Origin of the sequence: Aquimarina besae, from assembly GCF_042434905.1 — a bacterium.
Classification (GTDB): domain Bacteria; phylum Bacteroidota; class Bacteroidia; order Flavobacteriales; family Flavobacteriaceae; genus Aquimarina.
The window spans coordinates 1,274,243-1,296,569 of record NZ_CP170199.1; the positions used below are offsets into that span (position 1 = coordinate 1,274,243).

General features: G+C 36.2%; 8 protein-coding genes. All 8 read left to right on the plus strand.

Annotated features, from left to right (window positions below; all coding sequences use genetic code 11):
* Positions 1 to 155 precede the first annotated feature (155 nt).
* The 8 genes from ACE94K_RS05710 (at position 156) to ACE94K_RS05745 (ending at position 22,327) form a co-directional block, all read left to right on the plus strand.
* Entirely contained in the window at positions 156 to 7,040 is a 6,885-nt protein-coding gene (locus tag ACE94K_RS05710) for a BspA family leucine-rich repeat surface protein (protein ID WP_378181200.1), read from the plus strand.
* 4 nt (positions 7,041 to 7,044) lie between these two features.
* Positions 7,045 to 7,959, plus strand: coding sequence for a PorP/SprF family type IX secretion system membrane protein (locus tag ACE94K_RS05715; RefSeq protein ID WP_378181203.1), 915 nt, complete (start codon positions 7,045 to 7,047; stop codon positions 7,957 to 7,959).
* Positions 7,960 to 8,251: 292 nt separating this feature from the next.
* Positions 8,252 to 9,520, plus strand: a complete 1,269-nt coding sequence (locus ACE94K_RS05720; protein WP_378181206.1) for an IPT/TIG domain-containing protein — start codon at positions 8,252 to 8,254, stop codon at positions 9,518 to 9,520.
* Between the two features lie 595 nt (positions 9,521 to 10,115).
* Positions 10,116 to 13,439 carry a cellulase family glycosylhydrolase gene (locus ACE94K_RS05725; RefSeq protein ID WP_378181209.1) on the plus strand — a complete coding sequence of 1,108 codons (3,324 nt, stop codon included), beginning with the start codon at positions 10,116 to 10,118 and terminating at the stop codon, positions 13,437 to 13,439.
* 77 nt (positions 13,440 to 13,516) lie between these two features.
* The gene (locus ACE94K_RS05730) at positions 13,517 to 15,385 is read left to right on the plus strand and encodes a polysaccharide lyase (protein ID WP_378181212.1); all 1,869 of its coding nucleotides are present in this window, start codon (positions 13,517 to 13,519) and stop codon (positions 15,383 to 15,385) included.
* Between the two features lie 43 nt (positions 15,386 to 15,428).
* Entirely contained in the window at positions 15,429 to 17,645 is a 2,217-nt protein-coding gene (locus ACE94K_RS05735) for a polysaccharide lyase (protein WP_378181215.1), read from the plus strand.
* 85 nt (positions 17,646 to 17,730) lie between these two features.
* Entirely contained in the window at positions 17,731 to 19,860 is a 2,130-nt protein-coding gene (locus tag ACE94K_RS05740) for an Ig-like domain-containing protein (protein WP_378181218.1), read from the plus strand.
* Positions 19,861 to 20,032: 172 nt separating this feature from the next.
* On the plus strand, positions 20,033 to 22,327 hold the full coding sequence (locus ACE94K_RS05745; RefSeq protein ID WP_378181221.1) for a BNR-4 repeat-containing protein: 2,295 nt from the start codon (positions 20,033 to 20,035) through the stop codon (positions 22,325 to 22,327).

The following is a 22,327-nucleotide window of genomic DNA, read 5'->3' on the forward strand; positions in this document are numbered from 1 at the left end:
TAAGTTATTTTGTTAAAAAAATCTAAAAACAGTGGTTTTCAAGGTTGTCTAGGATATTTATGCTCCCTAGTTTTGTTTTTGTAAGAATTAAATTACAATCGTATATGGTTGTAGTTGTCAAATGAATCGAAAAAATTGAACTCTAGCAATCATATATGAAAAAAAAGATACGCTTTGCTACTATTTCCCTTCTGGCGATATATAGCTTTTTAAGTATTTCTGTAGGCTATGGCTTTTCAGATGATAATGCGGTGGTAAAATCAGAATATCCCAGTTACGTAGGAGAATTTACAACAATATGGGATACTGCACAGCCAGGAACTTCTGCAGATAACCAAATTACTATTCCTACCAATCCAACGTTTGCATATAATTATATAGTAGATTGGGGAGATGGATCTACAGATACAGCTGTCACAGGAGATATAACGCACACTTACGCCACTCCGGGTACTTATACGGTAAAAATAAGCGGTGATTTTCCTGCTATTTATTTTAATGATTCTGGAGATAGACGCAAGATTATAGAGATTCTGGAATGGGGAGTTATCGAGTGGCAAACTATGGAAGATGCATTTCACGGATGTGAGAATTTAAATTTTGACGCAATCGACTCTCCAGATTTATCTAGGGTTACGAGTCTTAGAAACATGTTTCGTGATTGTACTGCATTTAATGGAATCGTAAATAATTGGGACGTAAGTACCATAACAGATATGTCAGGGCTTTTTGCAGGTACACGGGTTTTCAACAGACCATTGGATAGTTGGAATACCATCTCGGTCACGGATCTGTCAGAGACTTTTAGTAGGGCATCAAGTTTTAATGAACCTTTAGATAATTGGAATACGGCTTCTGTTACTACTTTACTTGGAACTTTCAGCAATGCCAATAGATTTAATCAAAACATCAATAACTGGGATGTAAGCCAGGTTATTACCATGGAGCGCACATTTAGAGATGCAGGAAGTTTTAACCAACCACTAAATAACTGGAATGTATCTAATGTTACCAATATGGCTAGTATGTTTGATGATGCAAGAGCATTTAACCAACCTATTGATAATTGGAATGTTAGTAACGTAACGGATATGTCGCGGATGTTTTATGGTTTTATAGGTAGACCATTTAATCAACCTTTATCCAATTGGGACGTAAGCAACGTAACGAATATGAGAGAAATGTTTCGAAGCTGTAGTTCTTTTAATCAATTAATTAATAATTGGAATGTATCTGCTGTTACTAACATGAGCGGAATGTTTGAACAAGCTAGGTCATTTGACCAACCTATAGATAATTGGGATGTAAGCCAAGTTACAGATATGAGTAGCATGTTTGAAAGCGCGACTGCGTTTAGCGGGCAGCTTAATAATTGGAATGTAAGCAATGTTATCAATATGGCTGATATGTTCAGGTTCTCAAACTATAATCAACCTTTAAATAATTGGGATGTAAGTAATGTTACCAATATGTCTGGAATGTTTAGTGGTGCTAGATTAGATGTATTAAATCCTTTTAATCAACCCATCGATAATTGGGATGTTTCAAGTGTAACAAATACAAGTGGTATGTTCCGATTTGCTGAATTTAATCAACCACTAAATAGTTGGAATGTCTCTGCTGTTTCTAATATGAGCGCAATGTTTCAGCAGGCGATTGCTTTTAATCAATCATTGAACGCTTGGGATGTGAGAGCTGTCTCCAACATGAGTCTGATGTTCTCTAATGCTTCTGTATTTGATCAAAACCTAGGAATTTGGAATATTGCCAATGTTACTAATATGACAAATATGTTATCTAATAGTGGAATTTCTCAAGAAAATTATGATATCATATTAATCGGTTGGGCTGCTCAAACCGTAACGGATAATGTAAACTTAGGTGCTACAAACCTAAACTATTGTGACGGGAGGGATGCTAGGCAAGATTTAATCGAAAATTACAATTGGAATATAACAGGTGATATCGTTAATTGCTCCTTTGTTTTCTGTACTCAGATAACCTCACCTGTTGATGGAGATACGAATGTGCCAGCTAATTCGGATATTAGATGGAATCCGGCACCAAATGCTACTGGGTATAGAGTAAGTATCCGAAGAGAAAATGGAGGAACTACTCAAATAATATATGATAATCAGGATTTTGGCAATGTTGTTGGATTAGATTTTACCAATGAATTTACTCCTGGAGACACAGTTTATGTAACAGTGGTTCCATATAATGACGAGGGCCCTGCTACAGGTTGTCCGGAGATCAGTTTTACAGTAATAGAGAGTTGGGTGAATAGTCCTGAAGCTTTTAAACTCACCTATGATACCAGACTTCAGAGAACAAATCAAACGACACCGGTCAACCAGTTGAAAATTCAAACTACTTCTGGTTTAATGTATAATTATTCTATTGATTGGGGAGATGGACAATATGATAATAATGTAACTGGAGAAATTACACATACCTATTTAGTGCCCGAAATATACACGGTTAGTATTATTGGTGCTTTTCCAGCACCAAGGCATAATGAGTTTAATAGTGATTCTTTTAAGCTTCTTTCTATAGATCAATGGGGGACTCAACCCTGGGAAAGTATGCGTAATGGATTCTCTGGTTGCGAGAATATGGAGTATAATGCTACGGACATTCCTGATTTAAGGGGTGTTACTGATATGGGTAGTATGTTTATTGTGTGCCGAAATTTTAATGGAAATATAAATAATTGGGATGTAAGTAATGTAACCAATATGTCTGCTATGTTTGGTGTGGCGACAATTTTTGATCAACCTTTGGATAATTGGGATGTGAGCAATGTTACAAATATGGCTTTAATGTTTTTTAGAACAGATACATTCAACCAAAATATTAACAATTGGGATACTGGAAATGTAACAAGCATGTCGAGAATGTTTGAAGATGCAGAGGTCTTTAATCAACCTTTAAATGATTGGAATGTTAGCAATGTGACTAATATGGCCGAAATGTTTCAAAGTACAGGGGCGTTTAACCAACCTTTGGATAATTGGGATGTAAGTAATGTAACTACGATGGAGGAAATGTTCGATCGTGCTGTTGCATTTAATCAAAATATTGATAGCTGGGACGTGAGTAGTGTAACTGTAATGAACGACATGTTCGATGGCGCCACTGTATTTAACCAACCATTAAACTCGTGGAATGTTTCCAATGTTACTACAATGGATAGAATGTTCTCTGGCGCAACTTCATTTAATCAACCTTTAGATACCTGGGATGTTTCTAAAGTAATTATTATGAGCAGTATGTTTTCATCTGCTACAGCATTTAATCAGAATATTAACAGCTGGAATGTTACCAATGTGACAACGATGCAAAGTATGTTCAACAATGCAGATGTGTTTAATGAGCCATTGGATAATTGGAACGTTGATTCGGTGGTAAATATGTCAAGCATGTTTCAAAGTGCAGACAGTTTTAATCAACCATTAAATTCCTGGAATGTAAGTGCGGTTGCTAATATGACATCTATGTTTGAAGAGGCCGTAGTATTTAATCAGCCTTTAGATAATTGGGATGTAAGTTCAGTTACTCTAATGCCTTCCATGTTTGAAGGGGCGTCTGTTTTTAACCAAAATTTAAATCCTTGGGATGTCGGAGTAGTCACCAACATGGAGGCTATGTTTAAAGAAGCAATTGTTTTTGATCAACCTCTTGATACTTGGAATACTTTAGAACTACAGAATACAAAGGAGATGTTTAGTGGAGCTACCGTATTTAATCAAAATATCAATTCGTGGAATGTTTCTTTTGTTACTACCATGGAAGAAATGTTCAGAAATGCTACTGTATATAATCAATCAATGGATTCGTGGAATGTTGCTTCGGTTACTACGATGGAAGGAATGTTTCGAAGTGCTACTTCTTTCAATCAAAATATAAGTAGTTGGAATGTAAGAGGTGTGAGAACAATGGAATCCATGTTTGATGACGCTAGCGCATTTAACCAAAATATTAATAATTGGAGAGTCAATGGTGTTCAAAACATGAATTATATGTTTAGAAATGCAACTAGTTTTAATCAAACGTTAGACCTGTGGAATATTGGAAGTGTGAGTATGCGATCCATGTTTCAAAGCGCAACAGTTTTTGATCAATTTTTAGGAGATTGGAACATAAGTAATGTTAGTGATATGCGTGATATGCTGGATAATACTGCACTTACCCGCGAAAATTATGACAATACGCTTATTTCTTGGTCAGAACAATCACTTACACCCGGTATTAACCTTGGAGCTGAAACCCTTCTATATTGCGAAAGTATAGACGAAAGACAATCTATGATTGATACATACGGATGGACATTTACAGGCGATATTAGAGACTGTCCAATTCCGGTATGTACTCAGCTAACATCTCCTGAAAATGGTGAAGTAGACGTGCCGATAAATACAAACCTTGTTTGGGAACCAGTTTTATACGCAACCGAATATGTGCTTACCATCACATTGCAACCTAGCGGAACAGTAATTAATGAAACGGTGACTACAGAAACATACGAATTTGCTGCCAATGCCTTAGTTGGTTCTACAGGTGTAACAGTACTTATTGAACCAAGAAATGCTGAAGGTATCGCTACTGGATGTACATCAGAAACTTTTAGCTTATCGACTGATACGGCAACGGTACCGGAGTGCACTGTGTTAACCAACCCTCTTAACAGTGCAACTGAGGTTGCCATAGATATTGATCTATCTTGGGAAGCCATTGCTGATGCAGATGGTTATCGGTTAACAGTTGGCACCTCTTCTGGAGGAAGCGATATTTTGAATAATGAAGATGTTAGTAATGTCACTACATATGATTTCACAAATGATTTACCGGAAGACACCGAAATCTTTGTTACTATAACTCCTTACAACGAAGAGGGAAATGCTACTGGATGTTCAGAAGAAAGTTTTACTACAGAGCTTATTCCTGTAGTGCCTTCTTGTACTACGATTTCGGATCCTTTGAACGGAGCAATTAATGTAGCGATAGATACAAATTTAAGCTGGAATAGTGTTGATGGGGCAACTGGTTATTTAGTTTCTGTTGGAACTACCCAAGGAGGTATTGAAATAGCCAATAGTATTGATGTGGAAAATGTAACTACCTATGATTTTCCCACCGATCTTATTGAGAACAGAACATTCTATGTAACAATTATACCTTATAATGATGTTGGGGATGCTATTGGATGTACAGAAGAAAGTTTTAGAACCGGCGATTCTACTTTAAACGATCCACCAGCTTGTACAACACTTTTAACTCCTTTAAATGGAGATTTAAATGTAGCTATAGGAACTAATTTAACTTGGAATAGTAGTTTTAATGCTGATGGATATAGGTTCACAGTTGGCACGAGTTCTGGTGCTACAGATATTATAAATAATCAGGATGTAAACAATGTAACTACTTTTGATTTACCGACTGATTTACCTGAGAATACTGAGATTTTTGTTACCATAATTCCTTATAATAGTTTTGGAGATGCAACAGGCTGTAGAGAAGAAAGTTTTACTACCGAAACCATAGCCACAATTCCAAGTTGTACCATTTTATCGATTCCTTTGGATGGCGCTACGGATATTTCTGTTGATACCGATATAACTTGGAATTCTGTTTCTGATGCGACAGGATATCGATTAACAGTTGGTACAAGTTCTGGAGGTGCAGATATTATCAATAATCAAGATGTAAACAATGTTATTACTTTTAATTTACCGACTGATTTACCTGAGAATACTGAGATTTTTGTAACCGTTATTCCTTATAATGCGGTTGGAGATGCGACAGGCTGTACAGAAGAGAGCTTTACTACAGAAACATTAGCCACTATTCCTAATTGTACTACCTTATCGATTCCTTTGGATGGCGCTACGGATATTTCTGTTGATACCGATATAACTTGGAATTCTGTTTCTGATGCTACGGGATATCGATTAACAGTTGGTACAAGTTCTGGAGGTACAGATATTATCAATAATCAGGATGTAAACAATGTTACTACTTTTAATTTACCGACTGACTTACCTGAGAATACTGAGATTTTTGTAACCGTCATTCCTTATAATGCGGTTGGGGATGCCACAGGCTGTACAGAAGAGAGCTTTACTACCGAAACTATAGCCATAATTCCCAGTTGTACTACTTTATCGATTCCTTTGGATGGTGCTACGGATATTTCTGTTGGTACAGATGTAGCTTGGAATTCTGTTTCTGATGCTACGGGATATCGATTAACAGTTGGTACAAGTTCTGGAGGTACAGATATTATCAATAATCAGGATGTAAACAATGTTACTACTTTTAATTTGCCGACTGATTTACCTGAGAATACCGAGATTTTTGTAATCGTTATTCCATACAATGCGGTTGGGGATGCCACAGGTTGTGTAGAAGAAAGTTTTACCACAGAAACCTTAGCCACTATTCCTGGATGTACTACCTTATCAGTTCCTTTAGACGGTGCTACCGATGTAGTTATAGATACAGATATTAGTTGGAATGGCATTTCTGATGCTACAGGATATAGATTAACGATTGGTGCAAGTTCTGGAGGTACAGATATTATTAATGATCAGGATGTAAACAATGTAACTACTTTTGATTTGCCGACTGATTTACCTGAGAATACTGAGATTTTTGTAACCGTTATTCCATACAATGCGGTTGGGGATGCTATCGGATGTATGGAAGAGAGTTTTAGGACTCAAGAACCGATTATTGTTATAGATGATGATACTAAATATGGATTTTCTCCCGATGGTGATGGAATCAATGAATTTTGGGAAATTGATGGTATAGAAGATCATCCTCAAAATACGGTTTCAATTTACAATCGCTGGGGAGATATGGTGTTTGAAATCTCTGGCTATAATAATACGTCGAGAGTTTTTAGAGGAGATGCCAACCGTTTAACCAATCTGGGAGGAGGCGAATTACCAGAGGGTACTTATTTCTTCACTATTAATGTACCCGGAAGTAATTCCCTGAAGAAACTAAAAGGGTTTTTAGTTTTAAAACGATAATCATATGATAAAATATATATATCAGATCATGGCAATCCTTATTTTGTCATTATGTAAAATTTCTGTGCAAGCCCAGCAAACACCAGTGTTTTCTGACTATTATTACAATCCGGTTTTAATTAATCCTGCCCATTCAGGATACAATCCAGAAACAGAAATAAGTTTGAGCAATTTTGGATTTCTTAATGATTTCGAAGGAAACCCGAGAACATTTTCCGGAATTCTCAACACCAGCGTTTTTGACGACAATGTTGGGATTAGTGGAGGATTTATAAGTGATAAGATTGGTGTCACTTCGGCCACAACCATTTTTGGATCCTATGCTTATAAAATATTGTTGGATGAGAATTATAATAGAGCACGATGGTGGAACTATAATCCTAACGTATTATCCTTTGGCTTAACCACGGGAGTGTTGTTTTTTAATGAAGATCTAACCAGTTTAAACATACAAGGAGATCCAAATTTTGAAAATGATGTCAATGTAACGGTACCAACGTTTGGTTTTGGAGTTTTGTATAATCACAATAAACTCTACATCGGATTTTCTGTGCAAAATTTATTTTCAAATAGTATTGCTGCTGACCAAAATGTTAATATTCAAACACCCTATTATTTGTACGGAGGTTATAGATTGTATTTAAGTAGATTTGAAGAAATTCGAATACAACCAAGTATGTTGGTTAAGTTTGAGGAGGATGCACCTGCACAATTTGATTTTAATGTTTCTGCTAATTATAAAAACAGGATAGAAATTGGAGGAGGATATAGAAGTAGCTCATCTTTTAATGGACTTATTGGGCTTTATTTTTTAAAGAACTGGCGTTTTGCATATAGCTACACCGTATTTGGTAGCGGTACTCCTTTTAGTAATACTAACGGTTTTATTCTTACTTATAAAGGGGGAGAAGGTTTTTAAAAATTAGTAACTTTAAAATAAACGACACGGGTTTTTTAGTGATTGTAAATCTGATCTGAGCCACTACATCGTTGTAATTTTATTCAATTTTGACGGTTATAGTTTTCCTAAATATCATTTATTTCATATTTGATACAAGTAAAATTTATAGATTTTTACCGTACTTTTTATTTTCTATTTGTATTGTAATTTACTGAAAATCAATTACCTGTATTTATTTACCCCTAAAAGTGTATTATAGAAATCTTATTTAGTACTAATATTACGTTGGCTAAATATTAACACTTTTACTATGACTCACAAATATCTTAATAAGGTTTATACTCTTTCTTACTCAATCGTTTTAGGAATACTTTTAATTAGTATAGGTTGTAGCGGAGATGATGATTCCGGAGGGATAAGAATTCCTGCCATAGTATCTTTTTCTCCAGAAATAGGTGAGCCTGGAGATGAAGTAGTGATTGTAGGTGCCGATCTTGCTAATGCAACTTCAGTTTCTTTTAATGGAATTGCATCCACAATTATAGAAAATACCGGTAGATCGATCACAACCACTGTGCCTGAAGGTGCTACTACAGGAAAAATATCGGCAACTACAGCAGGTGGTTTAACAATTAGTATTGATAATTTTCGAGTGAGAGTGATTGGAGCTCCCGAAGTAGACAATATTTCACCAAGATCAGCACAAGCAGGAGAAGAAATTACTCTTACAGGAACTAATATGGCAACCACAAATGTGGTGAGTATAGGTGGTGTAGAAGGAACAATTATAAGTACTTCGGATACAGAAGTTGTATTTACCCTAGGAGCTTCGCCAGTAGGATTAAGTGCTATCGAACTGACAAGCGAAGGTGGTACATCCTCTACTGCTCCTGATACGAACGTATTTTATGTGATTGAATTGCTTACTCCGTATTCTGAAACTTTTGATGGTGACACCATATTATTTAGCTCTGGCGGAGATGCCGAGATAGATTATTTCGGTGTTAATAATACATTACCTACAGAGGCTGCATTGGTACCAAATCCCGTGGATAATAATTTCTATTATATTGGAGGTATTAGTAATACAGGCGATTCAGGTTCATATACAGGTCAAATTGGACATTCTCAAGAGTCGGCTGGTTTCTTTGCAGATTTTTTTAATGAGGACAATAGAGATTTGACACAGTTATATTTTAATATTCAAATTAATTTTCAGGGAATCCCTGATGATTATACAGGAGCTCTTGCAGGATTCAGATTACGATTTGATGAAGGATATGATGCGGATACTGATGGATCTACAAGTGATGAATACCTTGAATTCAGACCAACGCTACAAAACCTTGAAGATATGGGATACGTAGCTAATGCAGATGGTTGGTATACACTTTCTATCACTTTTGATCAGTTTGTAAATTCAGGACCAAGAGGAGGTGCAGGATCTTGGGATGTATATGCCGTAGAAACATTGACGAGATATGCTATAGCCTCCAGAAGAGAACACGATGGTGAGTATTCACTAAGTATTGATAACGTTTACATCACTAAAGGAGGTCCTTTGAATGTAGCTGAATAGTAAAAAATCTTAGGATATATATCATTTATTTTAAACTTTTTTAGTAGATGGTATACTAAAAGTAAATAATTAGAGTTAATAAAAGGTCGTCTAAATCTCTACCCTTTTTAGACGTTAAATAATTAGATTTGAATTTGTCTTCCTTTAAAATGGAAGATTTGAATAAAAGGCTTTATACAGAAATTGGGAATTGTTTATTAAGTAAAATTTAAAAGAACCTATTTTATGAATTATTCTTAACACTAAGAATCTGTATTAAAGAGAATAGCAAGTAAGTATCGATATCTAAATTCTATCTCCCACCCTTCCGGAATTAAGATATATCATTTTTAAATATTGGATCGTACCAGAAGAATTTCTGGCTCGTTAGTAATGGTTATGGACCAGCTGAGAGTTACTCGTCTGCTTTAAACGTTTTTTTATAAAAACGACTATAAGTTGTCAGAATGAGGCTAGCCATTTCCAGTACCAACTAATTGGCCTGCATCTTCTTTGCGTAACAAGAGGTATAAAAACTTTATAACCATAGGTTTTTATATGTCATATCATTTTGAAAATAATGGATTAACACACACAATTAAACTTAATTATGGAAATGTACTACACACACACAAAACATTTTTCCACTAATCGGTTGTTCTGGTTAGTATTGCTTTTATTTATTTGGGTCGGGGGAACGGCTCAAACCATTGTCCAGAAGCACGGAAGATTAAAAGTTCAGGGCAACAGAATCGTTGATAAAAATAATCAGGAAGTTAGCCTAGCTGGTAACAGTCTTTTTTGGAGTAACGCAGGGGATACCTCGGATTTTTATGATGGAGAAACTGTATCACATCTTGCAAGCGATTGGAATAGTTCAATCATTCGTGTGGCTATGGGTGTAAAAGAGAGCTGGGATAGTGGAAACGGTTATATAGATAGTCCAACTGCTCAAAAGCAAAAAATCCGAAAGGTAATTGATCAGGCAATTGCAACAGGTATTTATGTAATCATTGATTGGCATACGCACGAAGCAGAAGCTTATACCTCTCAAGCGGCTGACTTTTTTAAGGAAATGGCATCGCTTTATGGTAACCAACCAAATGTAATCTATGAGATTTATAATGAGCCTATCAATCAGTCTTGGTCTCAAGTAAAAAGTTATGCCAATACTGTAATCGCTGCTATTCGATCAGAAGATCCTGATAATTTGGTCATTGTGGGGTCTCCAACCTGGTCTCAAGATGTAGATATAGCGTCAAATGATCCTATTAACGATAATAATACTGCATATACCTTACATTTCTATGCAGGAACACATAGAGAAGGTCTACGAAACAAGGCAAGAACAGCAATGAATAATGGTATTGCATTATTTGCTACAGAATGGGGAGCAGTAGATGCAAGTGGAGATGGTGCTATGGATACACAAGAAACCGAGAAATGGATGCAGTTTTTTAAAGAAAACGGTATCAGCCATGTTAACTGGTCTGTAAGTGATAAACCAAGTAACAATGATCCAAGCAGAGCAGAGTCGTCTTCAGTAGTTCAATTAGGAAAAGGAATTAATGGATTAAAAAATAATCAATTAACTGAAACAGGGATTTTTATAAAAGACATTATCAAGAATTGGTCTGAAGATGATGGAGGACCTGATGGACCAAGCGGAACTATTGAGTGTAATTCTGTAAGCTGTATTAGAGATGCTATGCAAAACGCACAGCCTGGTGATGAAATTATAATTGCTCCCGGAACCTATCTGGCCGCGAATAAAATTAACATAACAGGAAGAGCTTCAAGATTTGCTTCAACTAAGAATGGAACTGCGGCTAAACCTATCGTGATGAGAGCAAAAAATCCATCAAATCCTCCAATATTAAAAGGAGAGAACGGTAAATATGATGGATATGTGTTACACATAACAGGAGATTATTGGGAAATAAAAGACATAATTTTTGAAGAAGGTTCTAAAGGAATTGTATTTGATAATGCTAATAATGGAATCTTAGATAATGTTACCGTTCGTGAACTGGGAGAAGAGGGAATTCATCTAAGAGATGGATCTAGTTTTAATTTGGTCAAAGACTGTAAGGTATATAATGTAGGTATTAAAAAGCCAGGAATTGGTGAAGGTTTATACGTAGGATCGGATAAGGGTCAACACGATCAATACGAAAGAGAATGTAATAATAATACCATTGATGGTTGTATTGTTGGCCCTAATGTTACTGCAGAAGGAGTAGATGTAAAAGAAGGTACTAAGAATACGATTATTCGTAATTGTACTTTCTCTGCACAAGGATTATCTGGAGAAAATAGTGCCGATGCCTTTATTGATTTAAAAGGAGCTTATGGGTTCGTATACAATAATACTTTTAATCGAGATGGATCTAACATTCTTAATGCCGGTGTTGATTTCTTAGATCGAGGAACTGGGTTTAATACCGGTTATAGAAATGCTATTTTTAACAACACTTTTAATTTAGGTAGTAGAGCAGGTGAAATTCCGACTGCTAGAAAAAAACAAGGAGATCCGTCTGAGATTCACGTATGGAATAATACCCGTAATCCGAATTCACCAGATTTTCCAATAAGCGATGGAACAACAAATTTTGTTACAGAGTCTTGCCCAAGCTGGAATATTGTTCCGTGTTCAGGAGGCGGAAATCAAAGTCCTAACGTAAGTATTACATCACCTTCTAATGGAGCAAGTTTTAACGTAGGAGCTAACATTCAGATCAAAGCCAATGCAAGTGATCCGGATGGATCTGTAACCAAGGTAGAATTCTATAGAGGAAGTACAAAAATAGGTGAAGACAATAGTGCTCCCTATTCTTACACAATTAATAATGCACAAGCTGGGAATTATAATTTAACAGCTCGAGCAATAGATAATGATGGAGCAACCAAAACCTCAAGTAATGTAAGTATATCTGTATCTAGCGATACCGGAGGAAGCAATACACCTCCCGCTATTTCTTTTCAAACACCGTCTGGTAACCTAACTGTAGATGAGGGGTATAGTAGTCTTTATGTCAAAGCAAATGCATCTGATAGTGATGGATCTGTAAGCAATGTAAAACTATATATTGATGGGAATTTTATACGACAAGAAAATTTTGATCCTTATGAATGGGGGCACAATACCTCACCTAACCCGGCAGAGACAACTGGTTTAGCAGTTGGTAACCACGTATTTAGAGCGGTAGTCACAGACAACGAGGGAGCTACAGCAGAAACTACTTTTACACTTACAGTAAATAGTGGAAACACCGGTGGAGGAAACGATTGTTCCTTTGGTACACCAACAAATAATGCTTTACCTGCATTTGATAAAGTATCTTTTTCAGAAGTACATGTTTTAGGGAACGGAGGGCCAGCTTTAAGCAATTTTAGAAAATTCACAATTAATTGGGCTCCTCAATATAATGGACTATATCAGTTTGCAATTAATACAAACAATGGTGCTCCGAATTGGTATGTAGATTTTAAAAATACGATGAGCTATCAGCTTAATAGCGCGCGACCAGAAGTAACCTTAAACAATACGGGATTTGCTGGATTGGATGGCTCTTATTGGGTAGCGAAGGATGGACCTAATTTTGTGATGGTATCCAAAAATGGAGGTTTTACAATATATTTTAGCAATTCTACTACACCACCTAATTGTGACGATAATAAAGATCCTGTAGAGGAGGATAAGTTAGCTAGCATAAAGCTGTATCCAAATCCTGTAACTGATAATATATTAAATGTAACAGGTATAAATCAGGAAAAATCAACTTTAGAAGTTGCAGATATGCAAGGAAAAGTGGTGCTTCAGAAAACGATTGAAAACTCAGAAGCAGGCTTGGATGTTTCCAATCTTAAATCCGGAATGTATGTCTTGATTATCAAAGGATTGAAATTTAGAAAATCTATACTGTTTACAAAACAGTAATTAGTCTTAGCCAAAAACCATCAGAAGTTTAAAATCAAAACTTCTGATGGTTACACTAACGGTTAAAAAATAATCCTATGAAGACAAAATACAACTTACTCAGTATAGTATTGATATTATTATTAAATGCTGTAGCAATAGCTCAACAGGATTTAATATATCAATATGATTTTGATCATTTACCATCCGGGCAATATGATAGAGATATGATTAGAGATGCCTTAAATGTCTCTTTTTGTAAAGGAGCAGATGAAGGAAGGGTTTTTATCGAGGCTTTCGAGAATAAAGGAAAAGTCCTTAAAGTTAAATATCCAAAGGGCAAAGTAAAAACGAATGATAGTGGAATGCACACCAAGGTTTTCTGGGAAGAAACAGGAGAAAACCACGACGAACTTTATATCAGTTACTTTGTTTATTTTCCAGAGGATTTTGAGTTCAGAGCTGGCGGAAAATTACCCGGCTTATCCTATCAGACTTCAGATCGAAATATGTCATTGCGATTAATGTGGAGATATGATGGGCTTATAGAGACTTATGTACATTACAACACAAAACCCAGTCGACCCGATTATAAATCATCCATAAACTGGAGCCTTACCGATCCATACTCAGAACCAAATGGGCAACCTATGCCAGATCAGGTAAAGTTTACCAAGGGTAAATGGCATCAGGTAGAGATGTATCATAAATTAAATACTCCGGGACAGAATAATGGTATTATGAAAGGCTGGTTGGATGGTCAATTAGCTCTTAATATTACCAATAATGGTGACTATAGACAAGCAGGAGAAGGTGATATTCATCTTAACTCTATCTATTTATCCACTTTTTTTGGAGGTAGTGATGAGACTTTTCAGCCTACTAAAGATGTTTATGCATACTTTGATGATTTCAAAGTGTCTAAGAACAGAATTGGTGATTCAGGAAACAATGGCGGTGATGGAGGAAACGGAGGTGATACTAACCAAACTCCAACAGTATCGTTTGCAACACCATCAAATAATATTACAGTAGATGAGGGATATAGTCTTTATGTAAAAGTAAATGCATCAGATAATGACGGAAGTATCAGTAATGTAAAACTGTTTGTAGATAATAATCTAATTAGGCAAGAAAGTGCAGCTCCTTTTGAGTGGGGTCACGCCAATTCTCCAAATCCGGATGAATTAAATAATTTATCAGTCGGCACACATAGTTTTAAAGCAGTAGCTACAGATAATCAAGGTGCAACTTCTGAAACTACCTTTACGCTTACCGTGAATGAAGAAGATACAGATTCAGGAGGTGGTAACAATTGTTCTTTCAATACACCGAGTGCTAATAGTATTTCCAGTATTGATAAAATTTCTTTCACAGAAGTTTACGTACTGGGAGATAATGGTCCTTCACTGAATAATTTCAGAAAATTCACTATTAACTGGAGCGCTGGAAACAATGGATTGTATCAATTCGCAATAAATACTAATAATGGAGTTCCTTCTTATTACGTAGATCTAAAAAATAAACTAACTCATACACTTGGGCAATCAAATCCTTCTATAACCATCAATAATTCAGGAATATCCGGGTTAGATGGTTCTTATTGGGTAACCAAAGATGGAGATAGTTTTGTCATGGTATCAAAAACAGAAGGATTCACATTATACTTCAGTAATGATGTTCAGGCTCCTTCTTGCTTTAACAGAACGAATACTACTTATAAAGAGACGGATACTATTTTAATCTATCCAAATCCTGTACACGAGGCTATTTTTATCCAAGGTATTAATAAATCAGTAAAAAAAGTTATGGTTTATAATGTGAATGGTCAGCTTATAAAATCCGTAAATGTCAACGAACAGGAGGATATGATTATAGATGTTCTTTCTTTGCCTAAAGGACTCTATTTTGTTGAATTACAATCCCTAAAGAAAACCAATAAGCGATATAAATTCATCAAAAATTAAAAAACCAGCACAAAGAACGAAACTAACAAAACTCACACACAAAATGAGAACACTTAAAACTACTAACGGATTTTTCCTACTATGCGTTTTATTCGTACTTGGAAATGTAACAGCGCAAAACTGCAATACTATAATTGATGTTGATTTTAATAATTGGAATAACAGACGATACTCTATAGCAGATATAAAGAGCGATTTTAATAACAAGGTAAAGCCATGGACTGCATCTACCTACAGAGGAGTAGAAGGACCTGGTGCGGCAAGCAATTTGATAGAAAATACTCCACAAGAAACTAGAATTGTCGATGGGACTTTGCGAGCACAGTATTTAAAAAATGATGCTTCAGGTCGATCTGGAGGTTTTCTCTTTGATCCTTATTTTGATGCTGTAGATGAAGCCTATTTAGAGTACAAAGTAAAATTCGATGATAATTTCTTTTGGGCTACAGGTGGTAAATTACCAGGGTTAGGGGGATCTACCAGAGGAGTAAATAGTGAAACCACCGGAAGAGGTGCTATACCATCTGGATGCAAATACAATTCAGATGGATGGTCTGCTCGTTTGATGTGGAGAAGAAATAGAGCCCAAACAGTAAAGCCTTATCTTATTTTGTATAGCTACTTTGCTGATAAACAAGATGGATCAGCAAGAGCTGACGGAGATTGCGGAGATGCAAAAAGAATTTTGTCTGACCTTAAAGATAACAAGTGGTATACCATCCGTCAATATATCAAAATGAACACTCCGGGTCAAAAAAACGGGACGGTGATCATGTGGATTGACGGAGTAGAAACATATCGTGATAATAACGCCAAGATTCGTAACTCTGGGAAAAGTAACTTAAAAATCAACGCTTTAATTATGAATACCTATCGTGGTGGAAGTAGAACAGATCCGGTTTGGCATTCGCCCAGAACAGAATATACGTTTTTCGATGATTTTAAGGTATGGACAGGCTGTGGTAACCCTCCTGGAGGAGGAGATGAGAACAAACCACCCCAAGTTGCATTGACCAATCCATCATCTAATAATCAAGAGTTTACTTTAGGAGAAACTATTACTTTAAAGGCAAACGCATCAGACCCTGATGGAGCTGTAGACCGAGTTAATTTTAAAGTAAACGGTGGATATTATGATCAGGATAAAACAGCTCCGTATAGTGTGACTTGGACTCCGACTTCTGCAGGTACATATACCATTGGTGCTAGAGCTTTTGAAGCAGGACAAGAAGGGCTTTCTACAGAAGTTTCGAGAACTGTAATCATCAAAGAAGAAACAAGTAATCAAGCTCCAAACGTTTCCTTTGCGACTCCGTCTGGCAATATAACAGTTCAAGAGGGGTATGACCTTGTGGTACGAGCAAATGCTTCGGATTCTGATGGTAGTATTTCTAACGTAAAATTATATATCAATAACGAGCTGATTCGACAAGAAAGTTATGCACCTTATGAGTGGGGACATGAGGGTTCTCCGAATCCACAGGAAGTGAACGGACGTTCGGCAGGAACATATACCGTAAAAGCAGTGGCCACTGATAATGAAGGGAAGACCGGTCAGGCAACTTTCACACTAACAGTACAGAGTACAGATACAGGCGGCGGAGGTAACGGAAATAATTGTTCTTATGGAACTCCGGTAAATAGCGGAATCCCTGCAATGGATAAAGTGACGTATTCTAACGTTCACGTTTTAGGTAGCGGTGGTCCAAGCTTAAGTAATTTTAGAAAATTTACGATCAATTGGAGTCCTCAATATAACGGTTTGTATCAGTTCGCTTTTAATACTTCAAATGGATCTCCAAATTGGTATGTTGATTTCAAAAATAATATGACATATCAACTTAAAAATGCCAGACCAGAAGTAACACTGAACAATACAGGTTTTGGGGGATTAGATGGATCTTACTGGGTTGCCAGAGACGGTGCAAATTTTGTAATGGTATCTAAAACCAAAGATTTCACATTATACTTTAGCAATTCATCTTCTGCTCCTGGATGTAATCGGGCACCAGAGATTGAAAAAGGTGATGACACTATGTTGGTATATCCAAATCCGGTACAAGGAAATGTTCTTAATATTGTTGGATTATCTGCAAAACAAAAAGTGTTACAAGTAGTAGATCTTCAAGGAAGAGTTATAAAAGAACTAAATACTAATAATGCTACAGAAACTATGGACATCTCCGAACTTCCCTCTGGTCCATATCTATTGATTAGCAGAAGTAAGAACTCGAAACAATCCTTATTATTCGTGAAATAGGGATTGTGTATGCCACAATAATCTAATCTGTTATATATAGGTTGATTGATAAATTAACCTATATATAACTACATTACCGTGAATTATGAAAAGATATAAAATTAGAAATATTACTTTTCTGGTAGTATTCTTATTAGTTGGAGTTTATGCCCAGAGCCAAATTCTTTGGTACGGGGACCCTAATAAAAGTGTTAACAGCAGTTTTAGAAGATTTGATTCTGGCAACGCCGGAGATAACTGTAGTAATCAATCAAATAATGCATCTACAGCCACAACTACAAACGATTCGCAATACGGAAAAGTATGGAAGATTCGTAAGCCTAAGGGACAAAAACGAGGAGAATTTGCAAGGACAACCGGTACAGTAAATAATTACATTCCAAAGGATGGCGATATCGTATACTACGGATGGCGGTGGAAAATTGAATCAACTCCTAATATTACAGGTGGGATTGCTGTATGGCAGTGGAAAACAGATGCAGGTAACCAAAACAATACGCAAAATTATCCTCTTAATATGGGGTATGGCAATGGAAAACTAACCTTAAGTGCATGGGGACCTTGTTATCCAAGCTGGAATTCTTGTAGCGGATCTATTAGCAAGCGCAAAACTACTTTATGGACGAAATCTATACCTGAAAACACTTGGGTAAGCTTTGTGCTTAAAATCAAAATGTCCAGGAATAAAGATGTAGGATATGTAGAATTGTGGTATAACGGAACAAAACAAACCTTGTCCAATTCAGGATTTCAGGATTATCAGGTAAATTTATCTTCAGATAAAAAAAGAGCATATCATAAGACTTTTGATGGTAGTGTAGTGTATCCAAAATGGGGGGCTTATAACTCTAATGCGTGCAACTTTGATGTGAGTACGTATTATGACGAAATGAGAATTGCCAAGGATTTGGCTTCTGCTACACCATCTGGTGTTTCGACAGGTGGAGGAAATAATACACCTCCTTCTGTTTCTATTACCAGTCCCAATGCTAATAGTAATTATACACAAGGAGATAATATCCCTGTAAACATCAATGCCAGTGATTCGGATGGTAGTATTACGAAACATGAGGTTTTTGTTAACGGTACTCTGGTAGATACTGATGGTAGTAACTATTCTGCACACATCATCCAAAATGCTCAACCTGGAAACTATCAGGTTAAAGTTACAGTAACCGATAATGATAATGCTACAGCATCAGCCACCAGGAATTTTACAGTAAGTTCACAAACAAGTAATCAAGCTCCAAACGTCTCTTTTGCGACTCCGTCTGGCAATATAACAGTTCAAGAAGGGTATGACCTTGTGGTACGAGCAAATGCTTCGGATTCTGATGGTAGTATTTCTAACGTAAAATTATATATCAATAACGAGCTGATTCGACAAGAAAGTTATGCACCTTATGAGTGGGGGCATGAGGGTTCGCCAAACCCACAGGAAGTGAACGGACGTTCGGCAGGAACATATATCGTAAAAGCAGTGGCGACAGATAATGAAGGGAAGACCGGTCAGGCAACTTTCACACTAACAGTACAGAGTACAGATACAGGCGGTGGAGGTAACGGAAATAATTGTTCTTATGGAACTCCGGTAAATAGCGGAATCCCTGCAATGGATAAAGTGACGTATTCTAACGTCCACGTTTTAGGTAGCGGAGGTCCAAGCCTAAGCAATTTTAGAAAATTTACGATCAATTGGAGTCCTCAATATAACGGTTTGTATCAGTTTGCTTTTAATACTTCTAATGGATCTCCGAATTGGTATGTTGATTTCAAAAATAATATGACATATCAGCTTAAAAATGCAAATCCTGAAGTAACACTGAACAATACAGGTTTTGGGGGATTAGATGGATCTTACTGGGTTGCCAGAGACGGTGCAAATTTTATAATGGTGTCTAAAACCAAAGATTTCACATTATACTTTAGCAATTCATCTTCTGCTCCTGGATGTAATCGGGCACCAGAGATTGAAAAAGGTGATGACACTATGTTGGTATATCCAAATCCGGTACAAGGAAATGTTCTTAATATTGTTGGATTATCTGCAAAACAAAAAGTGTTACAAGTAGTAGATCTTCAAGGAAGAGTTATAAAAGAACTAAATACTAATAATGCTACAGAAACTATGGACATCTCCGAACTTCCCTCTGGTCCATATCTATTGATTAGCAGAAGTAAGAACTCGAAACAATCCTTACTATTTATTAAATAGAAAGTAAGGATTGTAGGTCAAAAAAAGAGAACCGAACCATTACACATAGATCGATAACAAACGACTATCGATCTATGTGTAAAATAGAAATCTCATTGAACGTAGTTCTATATTTAGGATTACGAACACTTTTTACTATTCTAAACTAACTAACTAACAAACTCACCACATAATGAAAAAAATCATTATACCATTACTGTATTTGATCAGTTTTTTTTCTACCGGTCAGACGCTTACTCATACTATCAAAAATGTTACCAATAGCTGTCTCGCTGAAGTTGCAGTGGTTGGGGAAGCTACACAACAAAATGCTATCGCTATTTACGAAAACTTCGTTTTTATGGCATTTTATGATAAAAATACTAGAAAACTAAGACTGGCAAGAAGTAATAATTACGGTATCGATGGATGGAAAATTATCACGTTTAATGATATTCTGGATAGCACTTGGCAGGGCACTTGGGATACCCACAATACTCCGAATGTACAAGTGTCTCCTATAGATAAAACGGTGCACTTAGCTTTTGATATGCACGCCGACAAATTGCAGTATAGAATCTCTGTCCCCAATGCTGCAACCGTTTCTAATGCTCAATGGTCCAAGGATCTCTTTAGTACCAATAGAAATTACCTCAAAACGAATAAAAGTATTCCACGAGTAACATACCCAAGGCTAATACTGGGTAAAAATGATCAATTACTATTTTTTTACAGAACCGGAGGAAGCGGCAATGGAGACAGCTTTGTGCATCAATATAATGCCTCAAATCAAACATGGAGTGATCAAATAAAAGTTATTGACGGAAAAACTGGTGTTTATGAAGGAGACCAGAATAGAAATGCTTATTTCAATGATATTCAATCTCATAATGGAAGATTATTCATTAGTTGGAACTGGAGAGAAAACACAACAGTGCAATCCAATCATGATATCATGTTTGCATATTCTGATGATAATGGTTTAACCTGGAAAAACGATAAGAATAATGTGGTTGGAACCTCAGGTGCTAATAGCTCAAAAATAAATCTGAACAGGCCCGTGAAGATAAAGACGATCAATACGGGCCAGGGATTGATTAATCAAAACGCCATGGCTATTGATGGAAAAGGTAACTCTCATATTGTTTATTATAATAGGAATAACAAAAATTACTATTGGTTGCATAATACAAAAGGAGCTTCTAATTGGACTACCGAAATTATTGCTAACAATGGATCCAGACCAAAACTGTACTGTGATCGTACCACCAACACCTTATACCTTTTCCGAAGAAAAGGAGGAAATATTGTAGTAATTTCTTCAAGCTTAAATGATAATCAGTGGACTTCGTGGAAAGAAGTAGCAAATATTTCAGGCGGATATATCAATGTTACAAATAGTGTTTTAATAGATAATAAAATATATACACTAGCAGTAAATAATAATAGTGGTTTACAACTAATTACATTTACGACCAGACCATCAAACAATGAAAATAGTAAACCTCTAGTATCTTTTAAAACTCCTACAGGAAATATTACGGTAGATGAAGGCTATGATTTAAACGTTGAAGTTAATGCTAATGATCCAGACGGCAGTGTTGAAAACGTAAAATTATATATCAATAACGAGCTGATTCGACAAGAAAGTTATGCACCTTATGAGTGGGGGCATGAGGGTTCGCCAAACCCACAGGAAGTGAACGGACGTTCGGCAGGAACATATATCGTAAAAGCAGTGGCGACAGATAATGAAGGGAAGACCGGTCAGGCAACTTTCACACTAACAGTACAGAGTACAGATACAGGCGGTGGAGGTAACGGAAATAATTGTTCTTATGGAACTCCGGTAAATAGCGGAATCCCTGCAATGGATAAAGTGACGTATTCTAACGTCCACGTTTTAGGTAGCGGAGGTCCAAGCCTAAGCAATTTTAGAAAATTTACGATCAATTGGAGTCCTCAATATAACGGTTTGTATCAGTTTGCTTTTAATACTTCTAATGGATCTCCGAATTGGTATGTTGATTTCAAAAATAATATGACATATCAGCTTAAAAATGCAAATCCTGAAGTAACACTGAACAATACAGGTTTTGGGGGATTAGATGGATCTTACTGGGTTGCCAGAGACGGTGCAAATTTTATAATGGTATCTAAAACAAAAGATTTCACTTTGTATTTCAGTAATTCACCACAACAAGCATCTTGTAGCAACAGAAGCAATGATACAGAGGAGCTAAAAGAAGCTTATATAGTTGCTTTTCCAAACCCAGTGATAGGCGATCTAAATTTATCTCAGCTTCCCAAAGGAACTTATAGTATTGGTATTTACGATTTTCAAGGGAAAAAGATAATGGAGAAAAACAATGATTCTAAAAATACAAGTATGGTGTTATCTCTTAACCATATTCCTACAGGGATATACTTCCTGAAAATCAGAACCTCTAACAAACAGACTACCACTCTAAAGTTTTTGAAGCACTAA

Excerpts from the sequence above, each read along its gene's own strand:
- ACE94K_RS05745 (WP_378181221.1), top strand. The coding sequence starts at position 20,033 with ATGAAAAAAATCATTATACCATTACTGTATTTGATCAGTTTTTTTTCT.
- ACE94K_RS05735 (WP_378181215.1), top strand. The coding sequence starts at position 15,429 with ATGAGAACACTTAAAACTACTAACGGATTTTTCCTACTATGCGTTTTA.
- ACE94K_RS05715 (WP_378181203.1), top strand. The coding sequence starts at position 7,045 with ATGATAAAATATATATATCAGATCATGGCAATCCTTATTTTGTCATTA.
- ACE94K_RS05725 (WP_378181209.1), top strand. The coding sequence starts at position 10,116 with ATGTACTACACACACACAAAACATTTTTCCACTAATCGGTTGTTCTGG.
- ACE94K_RS05730 (WP_378181212.1), top strand. The coding sequence starts at position 13,517 with ATGAAGACAAAATACAACTTACTCAGTATAGTATTGATATTATTATTA.
- ACE94K_RS05740 (WP_378181218.1), top strand. The coding sequence starts at position 17,731 with ATGAAAAGATATAAAATTAGAAATATTACTTTTCTGGTAGTATTCTTA.
- ACE94K_RS05710 (WP_378181200.1), top strand. The coding sequence starts at position 156 with ATGAAAAAAAAGATACGCTTTGCTACTATTTCCCTTCTGGCGATATAT.
- ACE94K_RS05720 (WP_378181206.1), top strand. The coding sequence starts at position 8,252 with ATGACTCACAAATATCTTAATAAGGTTTATACTCTTTCTTACTCAATC.